Source organism: Henriciella sp., from assembly GCF_029937755.1.
Lineage (GTDB): Bacteria > Pseudomonadota > Alphaproteobacteria > Caulobacterales > Hyphomonadaceae > Henriciella.
In genome coordinates this window covers 85,499-109,539 of the sequence record NZ_JAPYPG010000003.1, presented here as the reverse complement: position 1 = coordinate 109,539, position 24,041 = coordinate 85,499, and the positions used below count along the sequence as shown (strand labels likewise).

The following is a 24,041-nucleotide window of genomic DNA, read 5'->3' as shown; positions in this document are numbered from 1 at the left end:
ATGGCCGTCTACGACTATCAGGCGCTGGCTGCTGACGGGAAACGCACCTCCGGTGTGATCACCGCCGATTCCCCGCGTGCGGCCCGCAAGGAACTGCGCCTGCGCCAGCTTTCTCCGCTTGATGTCAGCGAGAGCCGCAAGGGCCGGTCGGCAAGTGCGGTCAGCGGCCATGACCAGAAGCTGCCGGGGGGCGATCTCGTCGTGGCGACGCGCCAGCTGGCGCTACTCGTGAAAGCCGGCACGCCGGTTGAGGAAGCGATCGGATCGGTCGCCGCCGAAGCCGAGAAGCCCTCGACGCGCAAGGTCTTCATGGGCGTGCGCTCGTCGATCACCGACGGCTATTCGGTCTCTGAAGCGTTGAACAGCGCCCCGAAAGCCTTCCCGGCTTTTTATCGGGCGGTGGTTTCTGCTGGCCAGTCCTCCGGCCGTCTCGATGAAGTTCTGGAACGGCTCGCCACCCACCTCGAGAAATCGAGGAAGATGAAGAACAAGATTCTCTCCGCCCTGATCTATCCGATCGTGCTGAGTGTGATTGCGCTTCTCGTCGTGACGCTGCTGATGATCTTCGTCGTGCCGGCGATTGTCGAACAGTTCGATACGCTCGGCCAGGACCTGCCTTGGCTCACCGACGCGGTCATCGCTGTATCAACCTTCATCCGGCAATGGGGGGTGGTCCTCTTGATCGCGATCTTTGCCGCGGGGTGGGCGTTGCGCCGGCTGTTCCAGACCCCGGCCGCACGAGAAGCGCGTGACCGGTTCATCCTGTCATTGCCAGTCATCGGAAAGCTCTCGCGCGGCGTTGCAGCCGCGGCCTTCGCCCGCACTTTCGCGACGCTCTCGGCCAGTGGGGCCCCCGTGCCCGAATGCCTTGGCGCGGCCAGAAATTCCATGTCGAATGCCGTCTTCCGCAAGGCCGTGACGACTGTCCGCCGCAAGGTGGAGGAAGGGTCGACGCTTGCCCGTGCCATGCGCGCCGAAGCGGTTTTCCCGCCCATGCTGATGCACATGGTCGCCAGCGGTGAGCGCGGCGGAGACCTCGCCGGCATGATGGAGCGCGCCGCCAACTATCTTGAAGACGAATTCGACAATGCGGCGACCGTCGCGCTCGGCCTGCTGGAGCCGATCATGATCGTTGTCCTCGCCGGTATCGTGGCGCTGATTGTCCTGTCCATCATGCTGCCCATCCTGCAGATCAACACACTTGCCATCGGTTAGGAGGAAACCCCGATGAAGACACGCAAACCTGTCCCGACACGCTCAAAGGAAGCCGGGTTCACCCTGACGGAGATCATGGTGGTGATTTTCATTATCGGCCTTCTGTCGACCGTCGTGCTTTTCAACGTGCTCGGCGCACGTACCGATGCGCAGCTGAAGACCGCGCGCACCAACGTCTCCGCACTTACCAATGCGCTCGAGCAGTACAGCCTCGACATGTATGATTATCCGACCACGGAGCAGGGGCTCGATGCGCTGGTCACAAAGCCGGCTCGTGGAAATACGGCGGGCTCTTACCGGAAAGGCGGATATATCAACAAGGTGCCGCTCGACCCTTGGGGCCGTCCCTTCGTCTATCGCCGCCCGGCCGAGCGTTCCGACAAGGCGTATGATCTCTACTCGCTCGGGGCCGATGGGGAGCCCGGCGGCGAAGAAGAGAATGCCGATATCGGGAACTGGAACTAGGAACGGCATGACGCGGCACGCCTCTCTTTCAAGACAGGCCGGCATGACGCTGGTCGAGGTGATGATTGTCGTCTTCATCGTCGGTCTGGTTGCAGGCGTCGCCGTGATGACCATCCCGGAGCGGGAAAGCCCGCGCGAGAAGGCCGTGCGCGAACTGGGTCAGGCGGTCCGGGATATTCAGGACCAGGCCATCCTGACGGGCGACACCCTCGCACTCCGGGCGACTGATGGGGCGGTGACGCTGCTACGCTGGGACGGATATGAGTGGCAGGCCACCCGGCGTAACGTGCTCGAACTGCCGGATGGCGTTTCGGTGCAGCTGGTTCGTCCTGACGAGAGCCGTGCGCCAGAAGATCATGGAGGCCGCATGCTGGTCTTCGACCCGCTTGGCGTGACCGAACCGGCCAATCTGATCGTCTCCTATGGCGCCTTCCAGAAGACCCTGTTGATCAATCCCGGTGGTGAGGTGAGCCTTGGCCGGACGGGCTAGCCATACACGACACCGCGCCCAGGGCTTCAGCCTTGTGGAGACCGTCGCCGCGCTGGGTATCCTGGCGCTGGCTGCCGTGCCGCTGATGCAGCTCTCGTCTGATGCGCTGCAGAATACCGCCCGGCTGGAGTCACGATTGCTGGCCAGGACAACAGCTGAGAACGTCCTGTCGCGCGCGATGGCGGACAGCGACCCTGTGCAGGTAGGCCAGACGTCGGGCAGTGAAGCCCAGATGGGCCGGGCCTATGACTGGACGCTTACCGTCTTTCCGACCGAGCGCGACAGCCTGTTCCGGCTGGAAGTCCGTGTGAGCCAATCCGGACGCCAGCAGGAGCTCGCCCGGCTAACGACCCTGAAAGGCCAGACCTCATGAGCCGGGCGTGTGCCAACACTTGCCCGCAGAAGGGCTTCACGCTGGCCGAGATGCTGGTTGCGCTTTTCATCCTGTCCATTCTGGCGGTTGCCGGTGGAAACCTCCTGCTGCGGGGGACGGCCTCCGGCGAGCAGTTGAGGGAGCGGGAGGCGGTGATCCGCCAGCTCGACATCGCGCAGGCCTTCATCCGCAGTGATTTCGAGGCCGCCGTTACGCGCGGTGTGGAGCCGCCGGAAGGTTATGATGGCGCGATGACGCTGGTCGGGGGCGAAACCAACCGGACCGATGCGCTTTTCCAGCTTGTGCGCTCTGGCTGGATGAACCCTGGCGGCATGGCACCGCGCAGCGACCTCCAACCGGTTCGCTATGACCTGACACCCGAAGGTGAGCTTGTGCGCACGGCCTGGTTGCGTCCCGATGCAACGGTCTCGACGCCAACCGCGAAGCGGATATTGCTGACCGGCATAGCCGATATCGAGATGACCTTCTGGAAAGGCAATGAAACCTCGACCTATTGGGAAGGCACGCCGACGCCGCCAGACAATGTCCTGCCCGAATTGGTGGAAATGCAGATCCGTTTCGAGGACGACCGTGTCCTGGTGCTTGCATCCCAAACGGGGAGTGGCTCATGAGTGTCCCCACTTCCTGCCGCAACCAGGAGGGTGTTGCGCTCGTCACGGTGCTGATGATTGTCGCGGCCATGTCGGCTGTCGCGATCATGCTCTCCTCGGCAGTTCTCGCGAGCACCAACCGCGCCAAGGCGCTTGATGCGAGTGCGCAGGCCGACTGGTTCGCCAAAGGGGCAGGGGCATTTGCCCAGGTGACCGTCGACCAGCTTGTCTCGGAATCCGGCGCGAAGCTGTTTGCCGGCATGCCGATGCTGGCACAGCCTATGGCGTTCGAAATTGAGGGGGGTGTCCTCTCCCTCACTGGCCGTGAGGCGAGCAATTGCTTCAACATCAATTCACTCCGCCAGTCACCGTCCCCGGGGCGTGAGGACACCGGAGAGGAGCCGGCAGCGCGCAAGGACTTCATAGCATTGCTTGAAGCTGCAGACATCGACGGCGTCGACGCTGACGTTGCCACAGCGACGCTGGTGGACTGGATGGATGCTGACCTCTCCCCGGAACTGGGTGGAGCAGAAGACAGCTATTATAGCAGCCTGACGCCCCCTTACCGGACATCGGGCCAGCCGATCGAAAATCTGAGCGAGCTTTACGCCATACGGTATTTCGACCCGAGTCTCGTTGAGCAGCTGAGGCCCATTGTCTGCGCCTACCCGGACGAAGATCAGCAGGCCTTCAACATCAATACGCTGGGTGAGGCACAGGCGCCGCTTCTGTCGCTGGCGATGTCGGGCGCGCTGACGAGCGAAGCGGCCCGTGACGTGATCTTCCAGCGTCCACAAGGTGGGTGGGAGAGTGTCGAGGATATGATGGCCACTCCGGCCTTGGCGCAGATATCTCCAGAGCTGCGGCGCACCGACATGTTGTCGGTGACCTCCAGCCATATTGGTGTCAGAACCATCATCGAGTATCGCGGCCTGCGCAGGATCTACGATCAGCTCCTGGTCGTGGACGAGACCGGCGCGGTCAAACCTGTGCGGCGGGAACGGAAAGGATAAGGCTTGGCGGATCTGTTCATCCTCATCCCGGTTCGGGAAGACGACGGCGCGCTGTTCGCCTGGCGCTCCGGCGGGGACTGGGTCGTGGACACAGCGCCCCCGGCAGGCCGGTCCGGACGGGGCGATGATGCTGTCGCCTTTGTCCCCGGAACGGCGGCGACGGTTCACCATGCAGAGATCGCGGCGCGCAAGCCTGTTGAGGCCAGGCGCATCGCCCTGTTCGCGCTGGAGGATGACCTTGCTGAACCGGTCGAGCATCTGCATGCCGCCCTCGGTCCGGCCGGGGAGGCGGCTCAGCGTCAGGTCCAGGTCGTGTCCATGGAGGCCATGCGGCGCTGGGTTGAGCTGCTGACTGAATGGGGGCTGCCAGACGCAGACATCGTTGCCAGTCATGCCTGCCTGCCGGAGGGGCGCGTTGCGGTGGAAGGTGTGGGCGAGTGCCTGTTCCGGCGCGACCAGTCTGTCTTCGCGCTGGATGCAACGGCCCCGGACGATCTGATCCGCTCTCTCGCGCCCGAAGCGCCGGATTTTGTGCAAGGCCATCGACTGGCAAACCTGCTTGATAAAGAAGCTTCGGCAGAGGCGCCGGGCGGAGCGGCGGACTGGCTCGTCCAGCTCGCTGGCTGGTACAGGGACAAGCCAGCCGCAACCCTTGTATCGCTTCGTCAGGGTGACTTCAGCATTCGCCGCCCGATCCAGCTTGAGGGACTGTCACGCTGGCGGCCGGTTGGTGCCCTGGCGGCGTCCCTCGCGGTTCTTTGGCTGGGGTCTGTATGGCTGGAGACGCGCGCGCTGGACAATCAGGCCACTGAACTCCGTATGCAAACAAACGAGCTTGTCGCGGCTGTCGCGCCGGAGGCCAATGGCCGCTTGCCTGAGGCGATGGAGAGCCTGCGCCGGGAACAGAAGCTTGCCGCCTCTTCGCTGCGTCCGACGCTGGTGTCTGCCGCGCTTTACGATGCCATCGCGCCCGTCCCGAATGCGCAGGTCCGGTCCTTGCGCTATGATGCCGGTTCCGGCCGGCTGACGGCGATGGTCGTGTTCGACAGTTATGGTGACGCCGATGAGATTGGCGGACGACTGGAAGAAAAGGGGCTCGCTGTCCGGCTGGGTGAAGCCCGCCAGACCGGTAACCGCGTCATGGGCGAATTCGCGATCGAGGCAGGCTCATGAGCGGCTGGTGGCAATCCCTTTCCCTGCGCGAGAAAGCGCTGATCGCCTGCGCCGGCACGCTCGTTGGTGTCGTCATCCTCTGGTACGGCCTTATTGCGCCGTCGCTGGCTGCGCGCGCCGATGCCCGTATTGATCGCCAGCAGGCTGCCGACGACCTTGCGCAGCTTGAACGCCTCGTCGCAGCAGACCGGGCACGCTCGCCGGTTGCAACAGGCGTTGCCGTCTCGACCGGCGCAGCCCTCAATCCGGATGCCTTCAAGGCGGAAGTGACGCGCACCGCGCAGACCGCCGGCCTTGCAATCGCACGCCTGCAGGGTGGCCAGAGCGGGAGCTTCTCGCTTGTCTTCGAGCAGGCTGACCCGCGCCAGCTCTTCTACTGGCTGAATGAGGTCGAGAACCGCCTTGGCGGGCAGGTGGAGCGGATGAGCATCGACCAGGCTGGCGGCGGGCGCGTGCGCGCTACAGTCGAGATTTCGGGAGGGGCCGGCTGATGCGGTTCCTGATCATTCTGGTCGCCATCGTTGCGCTTGCCTGGTTCGCTGCCGCACAGATCCCGCTCGGCTATGCGCTGCGCAAGGTGCCGCTGAATGACATGGGCGTCCAATGGACACAGTCGGAGGGCACAGTCTGGGATGGCCGGATCATGGGTGTCTATCTCAACGGCCAGCCGGTCGGTGATGTCGATGTTGCGTTGAAGCCCATGTCGCTTGTCATGTTCAAGCCGTCTCTGGATGTGCAATGGGGCGGAGCAGGTGGCCGCGGGGCGGGTACGGTTACCCTGCTTGGGGGCGATGCTGTGCGGGCCAGCGATGTGCGTTTGCAGCAGAATGTCTCTGCCCTTGAGAGCCTCTCCACGGACCTGCGCTCGGTTGGCGGAACGTTCCGCCTGTCAGGCGGCGATGTACGAATCGATGGAGATGCCTGCACGCAGGCCAGCGGGGCTCTCCAGACCGATACACTCTCGATTGCGGCCCAGCAGTTCGGCCGCGAATTCTCTGACCTCACCGGTGCGCTTGGCTGCGAGAACGGCGCTTTCGATCTCACCATGACAGGGCAGGGGCCGGCCGGTGACACCATTGCCATTGATGCGAACGCCACGCTGCAGGGCGAGGCGACCATCAACGTCGTCATCGACACCCAGGACCGCGACATCCAGATGTTTCTGGCCAATGCCGGGTTCTCGCGCGAGGATGGCACCTGGACGTACCGTCGCGATGCAACAACGGGAGGCGCAGGCACGCCATGAGCCGACAAGCGATTCTCTTTCTCGCAGCAGGCCTTGTTCTCGCAGCGTGTTCCTCGCGGCCTGACCCGGCACCTGTCGAGCGCGCGCCGGTTAATCCCGAAGCGCTTGTGCCTGCGGTCAACGTGGTTCCCGAATCGGGTCTCGGGCCGCAGCAGCTGGCGAAGAATGAGTGTGGTCTGTTCCTCTGGAGCAAGACCGACCCGACCCAGCTCATCTTTTTCGAGCGCGCCCAGACGGGCCGCGCGACCGTGCAGATCGGGTCGAAGGCCGTTGAGGTCACCCAGACGATAAACCGCGGCGAGATTTTCGGTGAGTTCATGACCGAGCAGGGATTCGCCGCGCCGGATGGCGAGCAGATCCTGCTGACCATCGTCCCGGGGGAGCCGTTGCAGGCTGGTCAGCGCGTCGAGGCCGGAAAGCTCGAAATCTCAACGCCCGAAGGCTGGCGCACGCTCATTCCCGTGCTCGGCGTGCGTGCCTGCCAGCCCTGAAGCGGGCCCAGCTTACCTGTCGGCTTTCTGGGGGAAGTTCGCTGGCTCCGCGAGTAGGACTCGAACCTACGACCGGGCGATTAACAGTCGCCTGCTCTACCAACTGAGCTATCGCGGATCACCTGCGAGAGGGCTCCAATAGCAAACGAAGCGCCGGTGTCAAACGCCCGTTTGCAGGCAGCTGACAAAAAAACGGCGGGAGATGACTCTCCCGCCGAGGCGTTGGGTGATGGTGGGTGTCTCCAAAGAAGACAGTCTCATTTATCGGGGGGATTGGTTAACAGCAGGTAAACCAGTTTCGAGAACTTCTCGTACATCTCGCAACACTCCCGTCATGGCGGCATATCGCGTCTGCAGCAGGGAAAGGAAAGGTTTGCTCTGGAGGCCCCGCCCGGAATCGAACCGGGGTACACGGATTTGCAATCCGCTGCGTCACCACTCCGCCACAGGGCCCTCTCGGTGAGCGAGGCGGCTAGATAGCAGTCGCCCACTGCACTTGCAATCGCCTAAAGCGGCGTTTCTCACATCTGGTCACATTGCCAGCGGCGGTATGCTAGGATAATGGCGGTCAGACTAATCGAGACGAGCCGGAAAAGGGCAGGCTGAGATGGATTTCGCGAAGATGCGCCGGATCATGGTGGACTCACAGATCCGCCCGAATGATGTGACCGATCCGGAGATCGTGTCCGCTTTCCTGAACACGCCGCGCGAGGCGTTCGTGCCGAAGCCGGACCAGTCGATTGCCTATGCCGAATATGAGATCGAGACCAGCGATGGCCGCGCCCTGTGGACGCCGCGTGACCTCGGCAAGATGATCAAGGCGCTTGAGCCTGAGCCGTCCGACATTGCCCTCGTCATCGGGGCTGGCGCCGGCTATGAAACCGCATTGCTGGGGCGCATCGTCGAGACGGTGATTGCGCTCGAGGATGATGAAGCCCTGGTCGATGAAATGACCCGGCGTTTTGCCTCGCTCGGTGTTGACCGGGCCGTGGCCGTGCATGGCGATCTCAAGGAAGGCCTGCCGGATCAGGCGCCCTTCGACATCATCCTGGTGCCCGGCATGATCGAGCAGGCGCCGGAAACCTGGTTCAACCAGCTCGCCGAAGGCGGCCGCCTTGGCCTTGCCGTGCCCGTGGGCCGGGATCTCGGCCGTGGCCGCGTCTATACCCATTCCGGCGACATCACCTCCTACCGGGATGCCTTCGACGCCTGTCCGCCGAAGCTGCCGGGCTTCGACAAGAAGCCATCCTTCGTTTTCTGACCACGTCACCACGCCAGATCAATTGAACGTCTGTCGAAAAGTGAACGCTGTTCACTGCCTGTCTTCTTATGCTATGGAATGCGTGAAGGGAGAAGGGGATCGACATGAAGACACGCGATGCTTTGCGGGCGGTTCTGGTTTCGGGCCTTGTTGCTATTGGCGGCACAGCAGAGGCCGAAACGCTACAGGATGCGCTGACAGCGGCCTGGCTCAACAATCCCGGTCTCGAGCAGGAGCGTAGCGCCGCCGAAATTGCCGAAGAGCGAATCACGCAGGCAAAGGCGCGCCGGAAGCCGACCGTCGATCTCTTCTCCGGCTACGTCTACCAGTCGATTGATTCGAACCGGCCCTTTGCTTTCAATACCGGGGACTTCCCGGTCGCCTCCGCACAACTTGAGGCGCGGTTGCCTGTCTATTCGGGCGGGCGCCTCAGCGCTGGAATCCGTCAGGCGAAGGCGGGCGCGCTTGCCGCCGATGCCCAGCTCGACAGCGCCGGCCAGACGCTGCTGCTGGATACGGTTACCGCCTATGTCGATATCCTCCGCGCCCGGCAGGTCATTGATATCCGCCAGAGCAGCATCGACTTGCTCTCCGGCCAGCTCACCCAGTCGCAGGATCGCTTCGATGTCGGCGACATCACGCGCACCGATGTCGCGCTGTCGGAAGCCCGGCTGGAAGGCGGGCGAGCGCAACTCGCCGCCGCCGAGGCGCAGCTTGAGGGCAGCCTTGCCTTTTACGGTTTCCTGACCGGGCTCGAGGCCGGCACGCTTGCACCCGTGCCGCCAGCTCCGCCGCTGCCCGAAAGTTTCGAAGCCGCACTGGCTGTCGCGCTCAATGCCAATCCGGACCTTCGGGCTGCAAAGCATGCGGAACGGGCTGCCAGTGAAGGTGTCGACGTGGCACGTGGGGCGTTGCGGCCCGAAGTCTCGATCATCGGTCAGGCCGGCGTCGAGGAGTATCACACCGAAGGCTTTACCGACACGGCGGTCGTCGCAGGCGCCCAGGCGCGCATTCCCCTTTATGCCGGGGGAGGGAATACATCCGCCCTGCGCGAAGCGAGGCTGTCCCGAAATCAGGCATTCCTGCAGATAAGCCAGTTGCAGCGCGCGATCCGGACAAATGTCGCTCAGGCCTGGTATGCCCATCTGGCAGCCGACCGGGCTGTGGCAGCGTCTGAACGCCAGGTCGAGGCGGCCGAGATCGCCTATGAGGGCGCGCAGGAGGAGCTGAGCGTTGGCGTACGCACGACCCTTAACGTTCTCGACCAGGAGCAGCAGCTTCTGGAGGCTCGGCTTTCGCTGGCAACAGCCAAGCGCGACCGTTATGTCGCAGCCCATCAGTTGCTTGCCGCGATGGGGCAGTTGACGCCATCCACGCTAGGTCTTTCACTGCGCTGACAGGCTTTGGCGTGCACAGTTGCGGCGAATCCGTCATAACACGTCATTAACCGACGCGATGTAGCCCCATCGGGGAGACTGTTTTACCTTCGGGAGCTGGGAATGGCCGAAAAAGCGCAATCAGAACCGACGATGGAGGAAATCCTTGCCTCCATTCGGAAAATCATATCGGACGAGGGCGACAGCCCGCGTGCCGCGGCACCCAAAAAGGAGGAGCCGGCGGTATCGGTGAATGTTTCCGACGATGACGATTTTGAGGATCTCTCGCTGGATGATGTGATCGAGCAGACCGGCGGCAGTGCCGAGGCGCTTGGCCAGGACAGCGATGACAATATCGATCCCATTGGCATAAACGAGAGCAGTGATGAGCTGCTGACCGATGTCGATGAGTCGATGTTCGAGGATCTCGCCATGGAAGAGGCGACCCAGACCTCCGAGGTCGAGGGCACAGCGGATGAGGAGCTCGAGGACTTCGACCTGGATGTCGTCAATCTCGAGAATGAAGAGCCCGTCCTTGCGACGGAGAGCCACGAAAAGTCTTTCGACGATCCCGTTGAAGACTGGGACTCCGCTATGAATGAGCCCGAACCGGAACTGACGGCGCCCGCTCCCGAGCCGGAGCCTGTCGAACGCCCAGTCTTTGAGGATACGTCCATGCTGCGTGGCAAGATGGAATCGACTGCAAAACATGAGGCTGAAGGCCTCACCGACGAGCGCATTGCAGGCGCTGCCGCCAGCGCGCTTGGCAAGCTCATGGTCAAGCAGTCGGCTGATGAGGGCAATCCGAATACGCTCGACGGCCTGATGAAGGAACTGCTCCGCCCGATGATCAAGGAATGGCTCGACGCCAACCTTCCGGCCATCGTGGAACGGAAGGTCGAAGAGGAAGTACAGCGCATTGCCCGCATGGCGCGCTAGACCCTCGTTCCTACATTGATATAGAGACGAGGCGCGCCCTGACCGGCGCGCCTTTTGTTTGTGATTTTGATGGACTGACCCTGAAATGCTCGACCAACGCTTCGACCCCCAAGGCGCAGAACAGCGCATCTACCAGCGCTGGGAGGAGGAAGGGTGCTTCCGCCCCTCCGGTGATACGAGTGCCGAGGCCTATTCCATCGTCATTCCGCCGCCAAACGTCACCGGCGTCCTGCATATGGGCCATGCCCTGAACAATACGCTGCAGGACATCCTCGTCCGCTTTGAGCGCATGCGCGGCAAGAATGTCCGCTGGCAGCCGGGCACGGACCATGCCGGCATCGCCACGCAGATGGTGGTCGAACGCCAGCTCGCCCAGGATGGTGGGAATGAGAGCCGTGCCTCGCTCGGGCGCGAGAAATTCGTCGACCGCGTCTGGGAATGGAAAGAGCAGTCCGGCGGCCAGATCATCAACCAGCTGAAACGTCTCGGGGCGTCATGCGACTGGGAGAATGAGCGCTTCACCATGGGCGACCGGTCCGACCCGGACGACCAGATGCAAGAAGCCGTGCGGAAGGTCTTCGTCGATCTCTACAATGAAGGCCTCATCTACCGCGACAAGCGGCTGGTGAACTGGGACCCGCATTTCCAGACCGCTATTTCCGATCTCGAAGTCGAGCAGAAGGAAGTGCCCGGCGCCTATTGGCACCTGCGCTATCCGCTCGCCGATGGCGTCACCTATGAGCACCCGATCAAGGATGAGGACGGCAACGTTGTCGAGACCGAGACGCGGGACTTCATTGTCGTAGCGACAACCCGCCCGGAAACCATGCTCGGCGATACGGGCGTGGCCGTCCATCCCGAGGATGAGCGCTATGCGCCGCTGGTGGGCAAGTTTGTCGAGCTTCCCATCGTGGGCCGCCGTATCCCAATCGTCGCCGACGAGCATGCTGACCCGGAGAAGGGCTCGGGCGCGGTGAAGATCACGCCCGCGCATGACTTCAATGACTTTCAGGTCGGCGAACGGGCAGGGTTGCCACGGCTGAATATCCTGACCGAGACCGCTGCCATCGTGGACGGTGCCGAGGCCGATGCGGCTGGCGTGCCAGACGCCTATCGCGGGCTCGACCGCTATGACGCGCGCAAGAAGATCGAAGAAGACTTCGAGGCCCTCGGCTTGCTCGCGGAAATCGAGAAGACCAAGATCGAACAGCCCTTCGGTGACCGCTCCGGCGTTGTCATCGAGCCGTGGCTGACCGACCAGTGGTATGTAAACGCCGAGGAACTGGCGAAGCCCGCCATCAAGGCCGTGCGCTCCGGCGACACGAAGTTCGTGCCGGAAAACTGGACCAAGACCTATTACAACTGGATGGACAACATCCAGCCCTGGTGCATCTCCCGCCAGCTCTGGTGGGGCCATCGGATACCGGTCTGGTATGGGCCGACATTGAAGTCGGACCAAGTAGCGTCAGGCAAAACACCAGCTTACGACCGGCTCGCCAACGAACACCATGCGATGAAAGTATTTTGCGCAGAGACAGAAGTAGAAGCGATTCAGCAGGCGGAAGCTTACTATGGTGTAGAGTTTCGGGTCTTTTCTGATCCAAGCAAGCCTCGCGGGTATTCATATTCACACGTGGCGGGAACAAAAGAACACTGGGTAAATATCTTTCAGGACGAAGACGTCCTCGACACCTGGTTCTCCTCCGCCCTCTGGCCGTTCTCGACGCAAGGATGGCCAGAGAAGACCGAGGCGCTGAAGCAATACTACCCCACCAGCGTGCTGATCACCGCGCATGACATCATCTTCTTCTGGGTTGCGCGGATGATGATGATGGGCATCCACTTCATGGACGAGATCCCGTTCCACGACGTCTACATCCACGCCCTCGTCCTCGACGAGAAGGGCCAGAAGATGTCGAAGTCCAAGGGCAACGCCATGGACCCGCTGGAACTGGTCGACGAATACGGCGCCGACGCGCTGCGCTTCACCTTCGCGCGCCTTGCCGCGCAGGGCCGCAATATCCGCCTCGCCAAACAGTCGGTCGAGGGCTTCCGCAACTTTACGACCAAGCTCTGGAACGCGACCCGCTTTGCGGAGATGAACCAGTGCGAATTCGGTCACGAGCTGAAGCCCGGCGACCTGAAACTCCCGCTCAACCGCTGGATCGCGGCTGAGCTGGCCAAGGTCGAACAGGCCGTGACCGCAAGCCTTGAAGCCTACAAGTTCAATGAGGCCGCCGACGCGCTCTACCAGTTCATCTGGAACGTGCTCTGCGACTGGTATATCGAGCTCATCAAGCCGGTCATGAATGGCGAGGACGAGGCGGCAAAGGCCGAGACCCGCAAGGCCTGCGGCTGGGTCATCGACCAGACGCTGAAACTGCTTCACCCGTTCACGCCCTTCGTCACCGAAGCCCTCTGGGAGCAGACCGAGGATGAGAGCCGCAAGCGCTCGGACTTCCTGATGCTGCAGGACTGGCCGGACTTTGGTGATCGCTGGGCCGATGCAGACGCTGAAGCTGAAATGGCCTGGGTGCTCGATACGGTTTCGGAAATCCGCTCCACGCGGTCCGTCCTCAATGTTCCCGCTGGCGCACAGATCGCGGCCTCCCTGATCGGCGCGTCCGACACGGTGAAAGCCTGGGCAACGGAGAATGAGACGCCGATCAAGCAGCTCGCGCGCCTCGGCAGCTTCACTGTCGCTGACGACAAACCGGCCCGCGCCGTCACTATCGCCTCCGGCGACGAGACAATTGCGCTCGAAGTCGAGGAGTTCATCACGGCGTCCGACGAGATCGCCCGCCTCGACAAGGAAATCGGCAAGCTCCAGAAGGACATTACCGGCACCGAGAAGAAGCTCTCGAACGAGAATTTCGTCTCCAAGGCACCGCCTGAGATTGTCGAGGAGAACCGCGAACGCATCCGTGAATGGACCGCCACCCTTGCCAAGCTCACCTCCGCACGTGAACAATTGGAGGCGATCAGCTGATTTCACGGGAGGCTCTCTTTGACGCGCATTCTGGCCGGACTATTTCTCGCCCTCATCATTTCCGCCTGCGGAAAGGAAACGATCGCGCAACCGGACACGCCCATGGCTGACGCCGAGCAGCCGGACTGGCGGATCGTGATTCACGGCGGGGCCGGCGTCATCCTGCGCGAGAACCTCTCCGACGAGCAGGAAGCCGCCTATCGCGCGGCGCTCGAGGTCGCGCTCGATGCGGGGGCTGAAGTGCTGAAACAGGGCGGCACCTCCGTCGATGCTGTCCAGGCCGCCGTGCTCACCATGGAAAACAATGAGCTGTTCAATGCCGGCAAGGGCGCTGTCCTCACCGCCGCCCACGAGCATGAGCTCGATGCGTCCATCATGGACGGTCGTGACCGTGATGCCGGCTCCGTGGCCGGCGTCAAGCATGTGAAGAACCCGATCCTCGCCGCCCGCGCTGTCATGGACCAGTCGGAACATGTTATGTTCTCTGGTGCCGGTGCGGATGCTTTTGCCGAGTCGGTCGGCCTCGAGACGGTCGATAATAGCTACTTCACGACCGAACGTCGCGAGAAAGCGCTTGAGCGTGTGCTCGATACCCGTGAGCGGACCGACGCAGACCGTCACGGAACTGTCGGCGCTGTGGCTATCGACCGGGACGGTAATCTGGCGGCCGCCACGACAACAGGCGGCATGACCGCCAAGGCCACCGGCCGGGTCGGTGACTCGCCGCTTATCGGTGCCGCGACCTATGCGCAGAACGGTGTCTGCGCGGTGTCTGCCACTGGCCATGGCGAATATTTCATCCGGGTCGGTGTCGCAAAGACCATCTGTGCCCGCGTCGAACTCGCTGGCGACAGCATCGACGCCGCCGCAGAAAACGCGCTTGGCCAGGTCGCAGACCTTGGCGGCGATGGCGGCGTCATCGTCATGGGCGGTGAAGGCCAGTATGCCTATGTCTTCAATTCCAAGGGCATGTATCGCGGCATGATGGATTCCACGGGCGCCATCGAGACAGCGATCTTCGAGGCGAAGGAATAAAGCGTTACTCGACGCCGAAACGGCGTTTCAGTGTCGCCTGGCCCTGGTCCATAGCGGCGGCCACGGTCGATACGGCCGGTTCGCCTAATTCGAAAGACTTGTCCTCACAGACCACCTGGAACAGGGACGCTTCCATGCTGTCGGGTGTGATTGGACCCATCTCGCGGGCCTCCCCTCCGCTGCCATAGAAGGACCCGTCTGGCTTCACGCCTACGATTTCCGAGGTTGCCGCCTCGCGCGTGGCACAGTTCATACCCTGCACCGTCCAGGCGGCATAACTGCCGATGCTTTCGGGAATCACCTGTAGCGCCCAGAACCAGACCGTGCTGCCTTCCGTCGCGAGCGATCCATGCTCGATATACATGGCATACTTTTCGTTCAGGCCCTCCATGCGCAGGTCAAGGTCGCCTGATGGCAGGCTGTCGAACTGGGCGAAAGCGGGCTGTGCGGCCGCGATAGATGCGGCGACGAGTGCACATCCAATGGTGCGTCGCATGGCGTCCCCTCCGTGTGTCGCTCACAGCAAACTAGCAAAGCGCGCCACGATCACAAACCCTCCGCTATTGAGCCTGTCCCGGCGGGCACCTATGAAGACCGTATGAGCACCTCATCCCCTTCAAGGGTATCTCTCGGGCGTACGGGCGGCGAGATTGCGCCGCTGGTCTTGGGCGGCAATGTGTTTGGCTGGACCGCAGACGAGCCGACGAGCTTCCGGCTGCTCGATACGTTCCTCGATCGCGGTTTCAACGCCGTCGACACGGCCAACATCTACACCCGCTTCATTCCCGGCAATGAGGGCGGGGAGTCGGAGACCGTGATCGGCAACTGGCTGGAGCAGGGCAAACGCCGCGACGCGCTCTTCCTGATCACCAAGGTTGGCGGCGACATGGGCGAAGGCAAGAAGGGCCTGACCGCAGACCAGATCGTTGCGCGCTGCGAGGAGTCGCTCAAGCGCCTGAAGACCGACCATATCGATCTCTACTTTTCGCATTTCCCGGACCCGGAAACCCCCATCGAAGAAACGCTGGAAGGCCATTACCAGCTGGTGAAGGCCGGCAAGGTCCGCTTTGTCGGTGGATCGAACTATGATGCAGCCGGCTTGAAGGCAGCGTTAGAGGCAGGTGAGGCCGACGGGCGAGCCTCTTATGATGTGCTTCAGCCGCACTACAATTTGCTGACGCGTGACCAGTATGAGGGCCCACTCGAAAACCTCTGCCTTGATCATGATCTCGGCGTGATCCCGTATTTCGCGCTCGCCATGGGCTTCCTGACCGGCAAGTACCGGAGCAAGGACGATCTCGACAAGAGTCCGCGCGGACGGCGCATGGCGGACTGGTTCACCGATCGCAACATGACGCTTCTCGAGCTGATGAAGGAGGTCGCCCATGCGCATGACGCGACCATGGCGCAGGTCGCGCTTGCCTGGCTGATGGCGCGCCCAAGCGTGACGGCTCCAATCGCCAGCGCGACGAAGATGGAGCAGCTCGAAGACATAATGGGCGCGAGCGATCTGCGCCTGTCGGCCGAGGAGATCAACAAGCTCAATGCCTGCTGAAACCGATACGTCAGCCATCCATGTCCGCGATGCGACACGCGACGACCTGGATGCGCTCGTCGCGCTTTCGCAGAAAACCTTCACCGACAAATTCGGCCACCTCTACAAGCCAGAAGACCTGCAGGCCTTTCTGGACACTGAGCATAGTCTCAGCACCTACCGGACCGCGCTGGCGGCGCCGCGAACACTGGTCCGCGTTGCCGAGACGCCTGAAGGTAGCCTTGGGGCCTATCTCGTATGTGGACCGCTTACCTTGCCGGCCGAAGAGGCAGCAGAAGGGGCCGTCGAACTGAAGCGGATCTATGTTGACGCCTCGCTTCAGGGCAGGGGGCTGGGCAGGCACTTCATTGACGAGGCCTTTGCCTGGGCACGCCGCCAGGAAGCACCGGAAATGTATCTGAGCGTCTTCTCCGAGAATGACGGTGCCCGGCGGCTCTATGAGCGCGTCGGCTTCGAGAAGATTGGTGAGTTCCTGTTCCCGGTCGGCGAACACCGCGATCTCGAATTCCTGATGCGGCGCCGATTGGAATAATATTCCAAGAATTTGGGTCCGAATTCGAAAGTGGGCTGGAATTGGACTGTTTTCGGACTCCGTTTTTGGGGTTCAGGGGCAGGATATTTCTCAAGCTGTCCCGAGGAAAATTGCCGCAACCGGGTAGCGTCGCCAGCCCGCGCGTCTTATGGAAAGCACGTCGAAACAAGCTTTGTGAGAGTGCTGAAAGATGAGCAAGACCTGGGACAAGTCGCGGCTGCCGTCACGCCATGTGACCGAAGGCCCCGCGCGCGCGCCGCACCGTAGCTATTATTACGCAATGGGGCTGTCGACCAAGGACATCCAGAAGCCTTTCGTCGGCGTCGCCTCCTGCTGGAATGAAGCCGCTCCCTGCAACACCACCCTGATGCGCCAGGCCCACGCGGTTTCCGAGGGCGTAAAGGAGGCTGATGGCACCCCGCGCGAGTTCTGCACCATCACGGTTACGGACGGCATCGCCATGGGCCATGAGGGCATGCGGTCCTCACTGGTGTCCCGCGAAATCATCGCGGACTCCGTCGAGCTGACGATGCGCGGCCATTCCTATGATGCGCTTGTCGGCGTTGCAGGTTGTGACAAGTCCCTGCCGGGCATGATGATGTCCATGCTGCGCCTGAACGTCCCCTCCGTTTTCCTCTATGGCGGGTCGATCCTTCCGGGCCGTTTCGAGGGCAAGGATGTCACCGTTCTCGACATCTTCGAAGCGGTTGGGGCGCATGCCGCCGGCGACAACAACATGACCGAGGAAAAGCTGCACGCACTGGAAAAGCTGGCCTGCCCGGGTGACGGCGCCTGTGGTGGACAATTTACAGCAAATACAATGGCTTGCGTCTCCGAAGCGATCGGCCTTGCCTTGCCGCTTTCCTCGGCCTTGCCCGCGCCTTATGCCAATCGCGACGAGTATGCGGTCGAGTCCGGCAAGGCTGTGATGCGCCTCATCGAGACCAATCTCCGCCCGCGCGACATCTGTACGCGCGAAGCCTTTGAAAACGCGGCAATTGTTGTTGCCGCGACGGGCGGCTCGACGAATGCTGCCCTGCATCTGCCGGCGATGGCGAATGAGTGCGGTGTGCAGTTCGAGCTCAAAGATGTCGCCGAGATCTTCCAGAAAACGCCTTACATTGCCTCGCTCAAGCCAGGCGGTGAATATGTTGCCAAGGATTTCGGAGAAGCCGGTGGCGTTCCGATGCTCATGAAAACCCTTCATGAAGAAGGGCTTATCCACGGCGACTGCATGACGGTCACCGGCAAGACGTGGGCAGAGAATCTCGAAGACGTTCGCTGGAATCCGGATCAGAAGGTCATTTATCTGGCCTCCAAACCGATCACCAAGACGGGTGGCGTCGTAGGCCTGTGGGGCTCTCTGGCGCCTGAAGGCGGCATTGTGAAAGTCGCGGGGCTGCATAGCCTCCAGTTCCGCGGTCCTGCCCGTGTGTTTGACGGCGAGGCAGCCTGCTTCGAGGCTGTCGCGAACCGTGACTACAATGAAGGCGACGTCCTGATCATCCGCTATGAGGGCGCCAAGGGCGGCCCTGGCATGCGCGAGATGCTATCGACAACGGCGGCCATCTACGGACAGGGCATGGGCGACAAGGTGGCTCTCATCACCGATGGCCGCTTTTCCGGCGCTACACGTGGCTTCTGCATTGGCCATGTCGGGCCGGAAGCGCAGGAAGGCGGGCCGATCGGACTGGTTCAGGACGGTGACATGATCTCTATCGACGCAGAGACCGGTCGCATCGATCTTGAGGTCGATGAGGCGGAACTGGAGCAGCGGCGCAAGGCCTGGACCCCCAAGGAGACACGCTACGCTTCCGGCGCGCTTGCAAAGTTCGCGAAACTGGTCGGGCCAGCCTGTAAAGGGGCAGTGACGCACGAAGGCTATGCAGCCGAGCGTCATGTCTATGCCGACATCTGAACCGGGATTGAGGTGATCGCAGAACGGCCCGATGATGGCCAGACTATGGTCACCTTGTTCAGCAAGGCTTCACGCATGTTTGGCTAATAGGTAGGCATGATGAAATCTGTAACCGTTACTGCACTTCTGTCATTATCTGCTGTGGCTTTTTCGGCCCCGGCTGCGTTTGCAAATGCGAGCTGCCATTCACAGGCCAAGGCCATCAAGGCGGGCCAGAAGGCGGCGAATGCCCTGAAGGCCGAACGCGATGCCCTGCTCGAAGAGGTCGAAGTCGCTGGTGATGAATGGGAAGCGGCTGAAGACACGCGGCTATTCGGCGCTGAGGAAGCCTCAAAGGCCGATGCCGCCAAGCGGGACTATGACGCGCTGAAAGCCGAACTGGTCTCGGTTGAGGAGGATCTGCAAGGGCGCGTTTCGGACCTGAATGCCGATGTTGCCGCATACAACAAGCGATGCGCGACGAAGAAGTAGGCTGTCAGTCAGCCAACTCGGCAATCACGGGCACATGATCGGACGGCTTTTCCATCTCACGGGCCTTCTTGAAAATCTCTACCTTTTCAAGCCGGTCGGCTGCTTGCGGTGACAGGAGCAGGTGATCGATCCGGATGCCGTGCCCTTTCTGCCAGGCGCCGCCCTGATAATCCCAGAACGAGTATTCGTGCGCCCGGCCGTCGGTGGCCTCATAGGCTTCCGTCAAGCCAAGCCATTTCAGTTTCCGGAATGCAGCCCGGGTCTCAGGCAAGGCCAACGCGTCGTCGCGCCAGACCGCAATGTCCCAACAATCCTCATCGCGCGGAATGACATTGTAATCGCCTGCGAGCACAAAGGGCTCTTCGAGTTTCAACTGCGCCTCGGCATGGGTGAGCAGGCGATTCATCCAGGACAGCTTGTAGTCATACTTGTCGCCCGGGGCCGGATTGCCGTTCGGCAAATAGAGCGCGCCGACACGAACTGGCCGGTCCGCAAGGACCAGCGCTTCGACATAGCGTGCCTGATCGTCTCCTTCGTTCTCGGGCAGGCCTTTGACGATGTCCTCGAGAGGATGGCGAGAGAGCAGGGCGACACCGTTATAGGTCTTCTGCCCGTGCACGGCACAATTATAGCCGAGCTCTTCGATCTCCATGTAGGGGAAGGCATCGGTCTCGCACTTAATCTCCTGCAGGCAGACCACGTCGCAATCGATGGTCTTGAGCACCTCCAGCACCATGGGGAGGCGTGCCTTTATGGAGTTTACGTTCCAAGTCGCAATCTTCATGGTGTTCCTATAGGCAGGATTCCCCGCTCAGACCATCGTCGTGTTGTAAAATCGCAGCAGACGCATAGTTCCCGTAGGGCCTGAGGGTGACGTGGCTTCCCTGAATCCGCTATCTCCTGAGTTAATTGTCTGAGAGAGGATTCGATGAAGCGTCTTGCCGGCCTGATAAGCTGTTTTGCACTGCTTGTTACAGCGTGCGGGCCGACCCCTCAGCCTCGTCAGCCTGACCTCTCGGAACTCTACACGATGGCACCGCGCGGGCCGCTCCCGGAAGGGGTGAAGCCGACGGCTTACGAGCTCGATCTCCGGATCGACCCGCGTGAGTCACGCTTTGGCGGCAAAGTTACGATTGATCTCGACCTCGATCGTGCTGCTACGGGCGTATGGTTGCATGGGCAGGGGCTTGAGATCAGAGAGGTGACAATCTCGACGCCCAACATGGAGCCAGAAGACGGTATATGGCGGGACGTGTTGAAATCTGGCGTGGCATGGATCGGATTTCCGCGGCGCCTGGGGCCAGGTCCTGTAACGGTCGCTATCGATTATGCAGCGCCTTTCGACGTCAATCTGTCGGGGCTTTTCCGGGTGGATGAGCAGGGTAATGCTTACGCGCTGGCCAAGTCTGAAAGCATTCAGGCCCGGCGCTTCATGCCGGGTTTCGACGAGCCGAGATTCAAGGCGCCGTTCGACATTATCCTGACCATCCCGGAGAGCGATACCGCGATCACGAATACACCGGAAGCATCCCGAAACGTAGTCGAAGACGGGAAGGTGCGGATTGAGTTCGACCGCACCAGACCGCTTCCGACCTATCTTCTGTCGCTTGCAGTGGGCACGTTCGAGAAAGTCGAGGCACCAGCGCTTGTGCCAAATGAGGTGCGCGATGTCTCAATCCCGCTGACGGGCTATACGCGAGCCGGAAAGGGCGATGACCTGTCCTATGCGCTGCTCATGACAGAGCCCATGATTGAATTCTTCGAGACGTCGCTTGGCGTGCCCTATCCGTACAAAAAGCTTGATATTGTCGCGGCGCCTCAATGGCCGAGCGGAGCGACGGAGCTGGCCGCAGCGATCACCTACCGTGAGAGCCGTATCCTCTATGGTGAGAATAGCGGCCCGGCCGCCCGCCGGGCGCTGTTGAGTATTCATAGCCATGAGCTGGCGCACATGTGGTTCGGTGATCTGGTGACGCCGCCCTGGTGGGATGATCTCTGGCTCAAGGAAGCTTTCTCCAGCTGGGCTACGGGAATCGTACTGTCAGAAATTGAACCAGAGGGGGGCTATGAACTTGATTCCGTTGCTGATGCGATTGATGCGATGAACCTCGACAGCCTGGCGAGCGCGCGAGCAGTTCGCGAACCCATCACCCTCAATGAGGATATCCGGAACGCCTATGACTCGATCACCTATGACAAAGGGCTGGCGGTGATCGCGATGGTCGATTCCTATTTTGGAGCCGAGACATTCCGGCCCGCTCTCGGTCGCTATATTCAACGCTTCGAAGACGGTGTTGCGGATAGCCCCGATTTCTTTGACGTGATCGGACAGGAGACCGATGAACCTGACCTGACGAAGGCCTTTCGGAGCTTCGTTGAGCGGTCGGGTTTGCCCGTGATCACGGCAGATCTGTCCTGTCCGGAAAGCGGTTCGCCGTCCGTGGCGTTGTCTCAGCATCGTTACAAGCCACTTGGCAGCCCGATCTCTGAAGCGCGCCAGTGGACTATCCCCTTTTGCCTGACTGCAGGCCGCGAGGAGGAAACAGCGCGATACTGCAAGATGATCAACGGTCGGAATACGACCCTTTCATTAGGCCAAGAGGCAAGCTGTCCGGCGTGGATCATGCCGAACGCAGGCGGTAAGGGCTATTGGCGTTTCTCGCTGGAAGATCCCCAGTGGGCGACCTTGGCGGTAAATTTCCCACTGCTCGATGGCGGCGAGGCTCTGACAGCTGTCGACAGTGCCATGGCCAGTTATGAGGCTGGGGAGATTACGCTGGCTTCCCTCATGGCCATCATTGAAGCAGGCGCCCGCCGGCCCGAAAACCAGGTCGTGACAGAGGCAATGAAAGCCTATCGCACGCTCGTGCCGCTTGCTCATGGCGATACCGACGCCAAGGCGGGGCTTGAAGCCGAGATTGCGAGGGTCTTTCGTCCCCGGCTTGAAGCGCTTGCCGCATCTGACGATGAGAATGATCGTATTCTTCGCCAGCGCCTCGAGGCTTTTCTGGCGAGGCAGGGAAACGATGCAACCTTGCGTGAGGAGTTTTCGAATGCTGCGCGAGACTATGTGGGGCTCGAAACCTCAGGGGCTTCCAGAGTCCTGACAAGTGATGATTTTTCGACCGCTCTGGCCATCGGTATGCAGGAGGATAGTGCGAACTTTCTGCCGGCGTTGCTTCACAGCATGGAAGTTATTGATGACCCAAATTTTGAGCAGGCTGCTGCCTATGCCATCGGGCAGAACAAGGACCCGGCCCTGCTGGATGAGATTCTGAATCTGACAATGTCCGGCCGGCTCGGAACCCGTGAGAATTACAGAATTATTTCTGGTCAGATGGACGAAGCTGAAACGCGAGAAAGCACGTGGGACTGGCTGCAGATGAACTTTGCAGAGTTCCTGAAGGTCATTCCGGGCCAGCGGCCTCGCTCCACACCTCGTTTGGCTTCAGACCTCTGCTCAACAAAAGGCCGGGAAGAGCTGGAGACCCTTTTCGAGCTTTACGGGACGCTCGCACCCGGGCATGAGCGCGCGCTGTCGGAGGCGACCGAGCGCATCGACCTCTGCATAGCGTTTCGCCAGGCAAAGGCCGGTGAGGTTCAAACCTATTTCGCCCGGTTTGCTCCGGAGGAACGGGACCCGGCAATAAATGAAGCTCAGGCGGAAGCCGAGCCTTCCGAGACGACGCCGTCTTCCAGCAACTGAGCGACGTCGCGTTCGCTACGCCCAAGCGAAGCCAGGACTTCGCGCGTATGCTCGCCGAAACGCGGTGCCGGTCCTTTGGGACCATCATCAGCCCCAGGAAAGCGCACGGGGGAGGCGGGTGAAGCAAAGGTCGAGCCGTCGCCGGCTGAAGACGGCACATCCACGATCCCGCCCGCCGCTTTTACCTGCTCGTCCTCGGCGGCTTCTGCAAGCGTCTGGACAGGCGACCAGGCGATGGAGTGTTTATCCAGCCGGGCGGCAGCTTCTTCACGGGTCAACTTTCCGAAGCCGTCATCCAGGATGTCGACGCAGGCTTTCGAGTTTTTGCGCCGCGCCTTCGCCGAGTTGAAGCGCTCGTCATCGATCAGGTCTTCCCGGCCGATGACACGGCATATGGGCGCCCAGTCCGATTCCCCCTGACGGGCGACGATGCAGAGCCAGTGTTCGTCCTTGGTCATGAAGAAGTTCATGATGGGGACGGTCTGTTCATGACGGGCTTTCGTTGAGCCGAGACGTCCGAAGAAAAGCTGGATGGCGAAATCGGAGCCAATCGTGAAAAGGGCCGTTCTCAGAAGGGATGCTTCGACAAGCCGTCCCTTTCCGGTCTTTCCCGCCTCGACCAGCGCCGCGCAGATGCCCGCTGCAGCGGCAATGCTCGTCGTGTGATCGCCAAAAGCGGTTCGGCAGGGAAAGGGTTCGCCGCCTTTGGGAATGGTTGCTCTCGCGACGCCAGAGCGTGCCCAGAAGCTCGCGACATCGAAGCCGGGTTTATCGGCGTCAGGTCCGTCGAGGCCGTAGCCGGTGAGGCTACAATAGACGAGCTTGGGGTTTACGGATTTGAGTTGTTCATAGCCCAGTCCGGAGCGCTCAAGCCCGCCCGGACGTACATTTGTGAGAAACACGTCGGCGCTTTCGGCCAGTTCTCGCAGGATTGCCTTGCCCTCGTCGGTACTGGTGTCGAGGGCAACGGACTTCTTGCCGCGATTGTCAAAATCGAAGACGGGGTTGTCCTGGATGTCCGTGCCTAGCGTGCGGAAGAACTTGCGGATTGGGTCGCCGCCCGGAGGTTCGATCTTGATGACGTCGGCGCCCCAGTCGCTGAGTATGCTGCCGGCCCCGGGTGCGGCCATGTATGTTGCGTATTCTATAACCCTGATGCCTTCCAGCATTCCGTCGCCCTCA

At 61.4% G+C, this 24,041-nt stretch carries 23 protein-coding genes and 2 tRNA genes; 20 read left to right on the top strand and 5 right to left on the bottom strand.

Going from position 1 to position 24,041, the window contains the following annotated elements:
• The 10 genes from gspF to Q1K29_RS08130 are packed head-to-tail and all read left to right on the top strand — an operon-like array spanning nt 1 to nt 7,077.
• The gene (gene gspF / locus Q1K29_RS08175; protein WP_300393129.1) at nt 1-1,215 is read left to right on the top strand and encodes a type II secretion system inner membrane protein GspF; all 1,215 of its coding nucleotides are present in this window, start codon (nt 1-3) and stop codon (nt 1,213-1,215) included.
• Between the two features lie 12 nt (nt 1,216-1,227).
• The gene (gene gspG, locus Q1K29_RS08170; RefSeq protein WP_300393127.1) at nt 1,228-1,680 is read left to right on the top strand and encodes a type II secretion system major pseudopilin GspG; all 453 of its coding nucleotides are present in this window, start codon (nt 1,228-1,230) and stop codon (nt 1,678-1,680) included.
• Nucleotides 1,681-1,687: 7 nt separating this feature from the next.
• Nucleotides 1,688-2,170, top strand: coding sequence for a GspH/FimT family pseudopilin (locus Q1K29_RS08165; RefSeq protein ID WP_300393124.1), 483 nt, complete (start codon nt 1,688-1,690; stop codon nt 2,168-2,170).
• Complete coding sequence (gene gspI / locus Q1K29_RS08160) at nt 2,154-2,543, top strand: type II secretion system minor pseudopilin GspI (protein ID WP_300393121.1); 390 nt, start codon at nt 2,154-2,156, stop codon at nt 2,541-2,543. Before Q1K29_RS08165 ends, gspI begins: the two co-directional genes overlap by 17 nt.
• Nucleotides 2,540-3,175, top strand: a complete 636-nt coding sequence (gene gspJ / locus Q1K29_RS08155) for a type II secretion system minor pseudopilin GspJ (protein WP_300393118.1) — start codon at nt 2,540-2,542, stop codon at nt 3,173-3,175. The genes gspI and gspJ overlap by 4 nt, the downstream gene beginning before the upstream one ends.
• On the top strand, nt 3,172-4,167 hold the full coding sequence (gspK, locus tag Q1K29_RS08150) for a type II secretion system minor pseudopilin GspK (protein ID WP_300393115.1): 996 nt from the start codon (nt 3,172-3,174) through the stop codon (nt 4,165-4,167). The genes gspJ and gspK overlap by 4 nt, the downstream gene beginning before the upstream one ends.
• A 3-nt stretch (nt 4,168-4,170) precedes the next feature.
• Nucleotides 4,171-5,340 (top strand): type II secretion system protein GspL, encoded by a 1,170-nt coding sequence (gene gspL / locus Q1K29_RS08145; protein ID WP_300393112.1) that lies wholly within the window; start codon nt 4,171-4,173, stop codon nt 5,338-5,340.
• The gene (gspM, locus tag Q1K29_RS08140; protein WP_300393109.1) at nt 5,337-5,831 is read left to right on the top strand and encodes a type II secretion system protein GspM; all 495 of its coding nucleotides are present in this window, start codon (nt 5,337-5,339) and stop codon (nt 5,829-5,831) included. Before gspL ends, gspM begins: the two co-directional genes overlap by 4 nt.
• Nucleotides 5,831-6,586 (top strand): type II secretion system protein N, encoded by a 756-nt coding sequence (gspN, locus tag Q1K29_RS08135; protein ID WP_300393106.1) that lies wholly within the window; start codon nt 5,831-5,833, stop codon nt 6,584-6,586. The genes gspM and gspN overlap by 1 nt, the downstream gene beginning before the upstream one ends.
• Nucleotides 6,583-7,077 carry a hypothetical protein gene (locus tag Q1K29_RS08130; RefSeq protein ID WP_300393103.1) on the top strand — a complete coding sequence of 165 codons (495 nt, stop codon included), beginning with the start codon at nt 6,583-6,585 and terminating at the stop codon, nt 7,075-7,077. The genes gspN and Q1K29_RS08130 overlap by 4 nt, the downstream gene beginning before the upstream one ends.
• Nucleotides 7,078-7,119: 42 nt before the next feature.
• Here Q1K29_RS08130 and Q1K29_RS08125 read toward each other — a convergent pair.
• Nucleotides 7,120-7,195, bottom strand: a tRNA-Asn gene (locus Q1K29_RS08125).
• Between the two features lie 261 nt (nt 7,196-7,456).
• Nucleotides 7,457-7,530: transfer RNA gene (locus Q1K29_RS08120), tRNA-Cys, on the bottom strand.
• Nucleotides 7,531-7,684: 154 nt separating this feature from the next.
• On the opposite strand from Q1K29_RS08120, the gene Q1K29_RS08115 reads away from it, so the two are divergent.
• From Q1K29_RS08115 to Q1K29_RS08095, 5 genes are all read left to right on the top strand, one after another.
• Nucleotides 7,685-8,338: a protein-L-isoaspartate O-methyltransferase gene (locus tag Q1K29_RS08115; RefSeq protein WP_300393100.1), complete on the top strand. Its 654-nt coding sequence runs from the start codon at nt 7,685-7,687 to the stop codon at nt 8,336-8,338.
• A gap of 104 nt (nt 8,339-8,442) precedes the next feature.
• Entirely contained in the window at nt 8,443-9,735 is a 1,293-nt protein-coding gene (locus Q1K29_RS08110; protein WP_300393097.1) for a TolC family outer membrane protein, read from the top strand.
• A 102-nt stretch (nt 9,736-9,837) separates the two neighbouring features.
• Nucleotides 9,838-10,653 carry a DUF2497 domain-containing protein gene (locus Q1K29_RS08105; RefSeq protein ID WP_300393094.1) on the top strand — a complete coding sequence of 272 codons (816 nt, stop codon included), beginning with the start codon at nt 9,838-9,840 and terminating at the stop codon, nt 10,651-10,653.
• Between the two features lie 85 nt (nt 10,654-10,738).
• Nucleotides 10,739-13,642: a valine--tRNA ligase gene (locus tag Q1K29_RS08100; RefSeq protein WP_300393091.1), complete on the top strand. Its 2,904-nt coding sequence runs from the start codon at nt 10,739-10,741 to the stop codon at nt 13,640-13,642.
• 18 nt (nt 13,643-13,660) lie between these two features.
• A complete protein-coding gene (locus tag Q1K29_RS08095) occupies nt 13,661-14,677 on the top strand; it encodes an isoaspartyl peptidase/L-asparaginase family protein (RefSeq protein WP_300393088.1) in 1,017 nt (338 codons plus the stop codon).
• A 4-nt stretch (nt 14,678-14,681) separates the two neighbouring features.
• Here Q1K29_RS08095 and Q1K29_RS08090 read toward each other — a convergent pair whose 3' ends face one another.
• Nucleotides 14,682-15,173, bottom strand: coding sequence for a hypothetical protein (locus Q1K29_RS08090; protein WP_300393085.1), 492 nt, complete (start codon nt 15,171-15,173; stop codon nt 14,682-14,684).
• A 102-nt stretch (nt 15,174-15,275) separates the two neighbouring features.
• On the opposite strand from Q1K29_RS08090, the gene Q1K29_RS08085 reads away from it, so the two are divergent.
• The 4 genes from Q1K29_RS08085 to Q1K29_RS08070 all read left to right on the top strand — a co-directional run bounded on the left by Q1K29_RS08085 (nt 15,276) and on the right by Q1K29_RS08070 (nt 19,153).
• Nucleotides 15,276-16,232, top strand: a complete 957-nt coding sequence (locus Q1K29_RS08085) for an aldo/keto reductase (RefSeq protein WP_300393082.1) — start codon at nt 15,276-15,278, stop codon at nt 16,230-16,232.
• The gene (locus Q1K29_RS08080) at nt 16,222-16,764 is read left to right on the top strand and encodes an N-acetyltransferase (protein WP_300393079.1); all 543 of its coding nucleotides are present in this window, start codon (nt 16,222-16,224) and stop codon (nt 16,762-16,764) included. Before Q1K29_RS08085 ends, Q1K29_RS08080 begins: the two co-directional genes overlap by 11 nt.
• Before the next feature lie 190 nt (nt 16,765-16,954).
• Nucleotides 16,955-18,682 carry a dihydroxy-acid dehydratase gene (gene ilvD / locus Q1K29_RS08075; RefSeq protein ID WP_300393076.1) on the top strand — a complete coding sequence of 576 codons (1,728 nt, stop codon included), beginning with the start codon at nt 16,955-16,957 and terminating at the stop codon, nt 18,680-18,682.
• A gap of 96 nt (nt 18,683-18,778) precedes the next feature.
• The gene (locus Q1K29_RS08070) at nt 18,779-19,153 is read left to right on the top strand and encodes a hypothetical protein (RefSeq protein WP_300393074.1); all 375 of its coding nucleotides are present in this window, start codon (nt 18,779-18,781) and stop codon (nt 19,151-19,153) included.
• Between the two features lie 4 nt (nt 19,154-19,157).
• Here Q1K29_RS08070 and xth read toward each other — a convergent pair whose 3' ends face one another.
• Nucleotides 19,158-19,937, bottom strand: a complete 780-nt coding sequence (xth, locus tag Q1K29_RS08065) for an exodeoxyribonuclease III (protein ID WP_300393072.1) — start codon at nt 19,935-19,937, stop codon at nt 19,158-19,160.
• Between the two features lie 144 nt (nt 19,938-20,081).
• Here xth and Q1K29_RS08060 point away from each other — a divergent pair, with 144 nt between their 5' ends.
• Entirely contained in the window at nt 20,082-22,859 is a 2,778-nt protein-coding gene (locus Q1K29_RS08060; protein ID WP_300393069.1) for a M1 family metallopeptidase, read from the top strand.
• On the opposite strand, the gene Q1K29_RS08055 is transcribed toward Q1K29_RS08060, so the two are convergent.
• Complete coding sequence (locus tag Q1K29_RS08055; protein ID WP_300393066.1) at nt 22,811-24,028, bottom strand: CaiB/BaiF CoA-transferase family protein; 1,218 nt, start codon at nt 24,026-24,028, stop codon at nt 22,811-22,813. The genes Q1K29_RS08060 and Q1K29_RS08055 overlap by 49 nt on opposite strands.
• Nucleotides 24,029-24,041 lie beyond the last annotated feature (13 nt).